This window comes from Terriglobales bacterium, assembly GCA_035454605.1.
Classification (GTDB): domain Bacteria; phylum Acidobacteriota; class Terriglobia; order Terriglobales; family Acidobacteriaceae; genus DATMAB01.
Window position 1 is genome coordinate 1 of record DATIGQ010000089.1, and the last position, 4,025, is coordinate 4,025.

Genomic DNA, 4,025 nt, shown 5'->3' on the forward strand with positions numbered 1-4,025 from the left:
CCGTCCCACTTGATCAACCCCGCGCTCATCTCAACCCAGCGTACCGAGCCGTCCTGGCGCACGAGGCGCAGTTCGTATTTGGAAGGTACTGGCTCTCCACGGAGCCGTGCGAAGGCTCGCGCCTCGACCTCGGGCAGGAAATCCGGGTGCACGAGCCGGCGCGGATCCATGCTCAACAGCTCGGCGCGCGGATATCCCAGAATTCGCTCGGCTGAGGCGTTGGCATACACGAACTTGCGCCCGTCGAACACGCACACCGCCGCCGGCGCCATCTCCGCTACCGCCCGGAACTTGCGCTCGCTTTCCGCCAGCGCCTCTTCTGCCCGTTTGCGCTCCGTAATGTCGCGGTTCACCGTCACCAGTCCGACGATGCTTCCGTCAGCGTCGTACAGGGCCAACATCCTGGCTTCGATGTGCACCCGCGACCCGTCTTTGCGCCGCTGGACGGCCTCGCCCGACCAATGGCCGCAGCGCCACAGTTCCTCGTAGACCTCGGCACGGCTGCGGCCCGGGATCACGGTTCCCAGCACATCCGGCCCATAGCGGCCCAGGACTTCCCCGGCTTTCCAGCCGTAAATCTGCTCGGCTGCCCGGTTCCAGTGGGTCAGTCGCAGGTCAAGCTCGGCAGCCAGGATGGCATCGTTGACGTTTTCCACCAGATTGGCTTGATAAAGAAGCTGCTGATCCGCAGATCGGCGTTGTTGGGAAACCGCGCGCCGCTCTGCCGGAGGCTCGGGAATCGGCTTGGCTGACATCTTCAGCTCTGCCTTCGGTCCGCCTTATCGGGTTGCCCCGCTGCTTCCGTGCCGGAACGGAAAGTCCTTCCAAAAACGGAACAGGCCGGGAAAACCAAGGGTCGTTACCGGGGCGTCAAAGATTATAGGACCTCAAGGCTGGTCCGCGGAGGACGATCGCAGGATGGCATGCGAAGGAATCCGTACTATTACGGATTGCCTCCAACTGATACTTGCGAAAGAATTTAGCGACTTACGGAACGAGATGCGAGTCGGCCCGTCGCCGGTGCCGCGTTCTCCGGTTGTTCCGATTCGAAACAGAAAAGGGCCCCGAGTAAGAAAGCAGTAGAACACCCGTCAGAATCCGGTTGAAGCGACTGGGAGTCAGGTCGTTTTGAGTGCCATGCTCGCGGAGCCCCAATACCGGCAGGCCCTTCGGTACGGCATTACCTTGCCGGGCACCGCCGTGGCTGTGCTGCTTACCTCCTTCATACCCGGAGCGAGGGAAGAGCCCTTCTTTCCCTTCTTCACCGCCTCAATCGTAATCAGTGCCTGGTTCGGAGGCTGGCTCGGCGGCGTTCTGGGCATGTTTCTCAGCACGCTGGCTACTGCGTATTTCATTATGGAACCAGCCGGTTCGCTGGGTATCGAGCGCCAGGACGCGATCCGACTGCTTGCCTTCGATTCGGCGGCCCTCCTGCTCATCGGATTTGTCGCCGCCTTTCGATCCACACGGGCCGCACTGGGGGGCGCGGAAGAGCGCTACCGCCTGCTCTTCGAGAGAAGCCCGCAGCCCATGTGGGTCTATGACCAGGAGACGTTGCGCTTCCTGGCCGTCAACGACGCGGCCGTAGACCGCTACGGTTATTCGCAGGGTGAGTTCCTGAACATGACCATCGCGGACATCCGGCCGTCCGAAGACGCGCCGAGGGTCATCGAAAGCGCGCGTGAAGCGGAGCGCCAGGAGAGCCTTTCTGCGTCCGAATGGCGGCATTGCAAGAAGGATGGCACCGTGTGCGATGTGCTGATCAGTTCCCATGCCTTCGAGTGGAAAGGAAAAGCCGCCCGGCTCGTCCTGGCAACCGACATTACCGAGCGGCGGCGGGCCGAGAGGGCCCTGGCGGAGTCAGAAGCGAACTACCGCTCCCTGGTGGAGAACGCCCCCTACGCCATCTATGTCTCCAGCATCGAAGATGACCGCTTCCTCTCCGTGAATCCCGCACTCGTCAACATGCTGGGCTACCGCTCCAAAGAGGAGGTCCTGGGCCTGAGGCTTTCCACCGACGTGTATTGCGACCCGGCAGATCGTCACGAGATCATCGAGCGCGCCCGCAGCTTTGACCACTTCACCGGATCCGAAGTGAACCTGAAACGCCAGGATGGGACGGCAATCACCGTGCGCGTGGGCGGAAGGACCTTGCACGACTCAAGTGGAGAGGTAGCAGGCTTCGAGGGCATTCTGGAGGACATCACCGAGCGACGTAAGCTGGAAGAGCAGTTTCAGCAGGCCCAGAAGATGGAGGCGGTGGGAACCTTCGCCGGTGGCCTGGCGCACGACTTCAACAACATCCTGATGATCACCCAGAGCTACGCGGCCATGTTGCTGGAGCGTCTCGCGCAGGGCGATCGGCTTCACAAGCATGCCGAATCCATCCTCAAGGCGGCCCAGCGCGGCGCCCAGCTTACCCGTCAGCTGCTGGCCTTCAGCCGCCGCCAGGTGCTGGCGCCCCGTGTGCTTAGCGTCAATGAGCTGCTGACCGAGATCGGCGAGATACTGCCTCGCCTCATCGGCGAGGACATCAAGGTCAAGATGATCCTTCAGCCTGGCATTGGACGTGTCCGTGTGGACTCCTCGCAGTTCGAGCAGGTCATCATGAACCTGGCCACCAACGCCCGGGACGCCATGCCGCGGGGCGGGACCCTGACCATCGAGACCTCGGAAACCGAGCTGGACCAGGCCTACATCCGGAACCACGTCGGAAGCCGCCCCGGCCGCCACGTCATGGTGGCCGTGAGTGACACCGGCATGGGCATGGACGCGGAAACCCGCGCGCGCATCTTTGAGCCTTTCTTTACTACCAAGGAGATCGGCCGCGGCACCGGCCTCGGTCTCTCCAGCGTCTACGGCATCGTCAAGCAGAGCGGCGGCTCCATCTGGGTCTACAGCGAGCCCGGCAAGGGCACGACATTCAAGATCTATCTGCCCCGCATCCAGGCCGGGATCGAGGAAGAGGCGGTGGAAGCTGCACCTGCTGCGACGCCGGTGGAAGGCACGACCGTCCTGCTGGTGGAGGACGAGGACGCGGTCCGCGCCGCCGCCGCCGACTATCTTCAACTCCGCGGTTTCCACGTGCTGACCGCATCCAACGGAAGCGAAGCTTTGCAACTTGCCAGACAGCATCAGGGGCCTATTCAGGCTCTCGTGACGGATATCGTCATGCCCGGCATAACCGGTCCCGAGCTGGCGCATCAGATCGCCGAACTCTTCCCCCAGGTCCGCATCATCTTCACCTCGGGATACACCGGCGACACCGTCCTCTCCCAGGGCATGCTCAGACCCGGCTCCACATTGCTTCAGAAACCGTTCCCCCTGGAGGACCTGGTTCGCGCCTTGCAGGGAATCTCTGCCGGCGATGGCGCCTCATCCTAGCGGGTCGCGCGCGAGGCCACGCGTAGCATGAGCCGGGCGAGAAGCAGAATCAAAGCCATCCTGGTGGCGGAAGACGATCCAGCCGTGCGGGAGCTCCTGCGTGAGATCTTGAGCAACCAGGGCTATCTCGTGCTCCTGGCGGCGCATTCCGCTGAGGCCCTGGAGATCGCCCGGCAGCACCGCGGTCCCATCCATCTGCTGATCAGCGACGTCATCATGCCCGGCATCAGTGGGCCGGAGTTGGCCTACCAACTACGGGGTCTGCGACCCGAGATGAACGTGCTTTACGTCTCCGGCTATGCGGACGATGCTCTCAGCCGCAGGGGTGCGCTGGTCGAGGGCACGACATTTCTGCAAAAGCCCGTCTCTCCAGAAGTGCTCCTCGAAAAAGTCCGCCAGATTCTTGGCCGCGAAGGGTAGGTGAACTCCAGCGTCAATCTCCACGAGTTCGCGGAATTGTCGTGGCAGTTCGACGCTTAGCTGATCGTGGATGGCATTCAAAGGGGGCCCAGGCCAGCGCCGCGACCAGCAGGGGCAGTTGGCAGTAGCCGGCCAGGATCTGATCTTCCCCGCCCTGGCGGTTAACGCTCAGGGCCAGGGCGTGGTAGGCTTCACCGTCACCGGAAGTAACCTGTTGCCTA

General features: G+C 62.8%; 3 protein-coding genes. 2 read left to right on the forward strand and 1 reads right to left on the reverse strand.

Going from position 1 to position 4,025, the window contains the following annotated elements:
* On the reverse strand, nucleotides 1-755 hold a 755-nt coding region (locus VLE48_06540; GenBank protein ID HSA92653.1), incomplete at its 3' end, for a PAS domain S-box protein.
* 382 nt (nucleotides 756-1,137) lie between these two features.
* Here VLE48_06540 and VLE48_06545 point away from each other — a divergent pair.
* Nucleotides 1,138-3,384, forward strand: a complete 2,247-nt coding sequence (locus VLE48_06545) for a PAS domain S-box protein (GenBank protein ID HSA92654.1) — start codon at nucleotides 1,138-1,140, stop codon at nucleotides 3,382-3,384.
* 27 nt (nucleotides 3,385-3,411) lie between these two features.
* On the forward strand, nucleotides 3,412-3,804 hold the full coding sequence (locus tag VLE48_06550) for a response regulator (protein HSA92655.1): 393 nt from the start codon (nucleotides 3,412-3,414) through the stop codon (nucleotides 3,802-3,804).
* Nucleotides 3,805-4,025 lie beyond the last annotated feature (221 nt).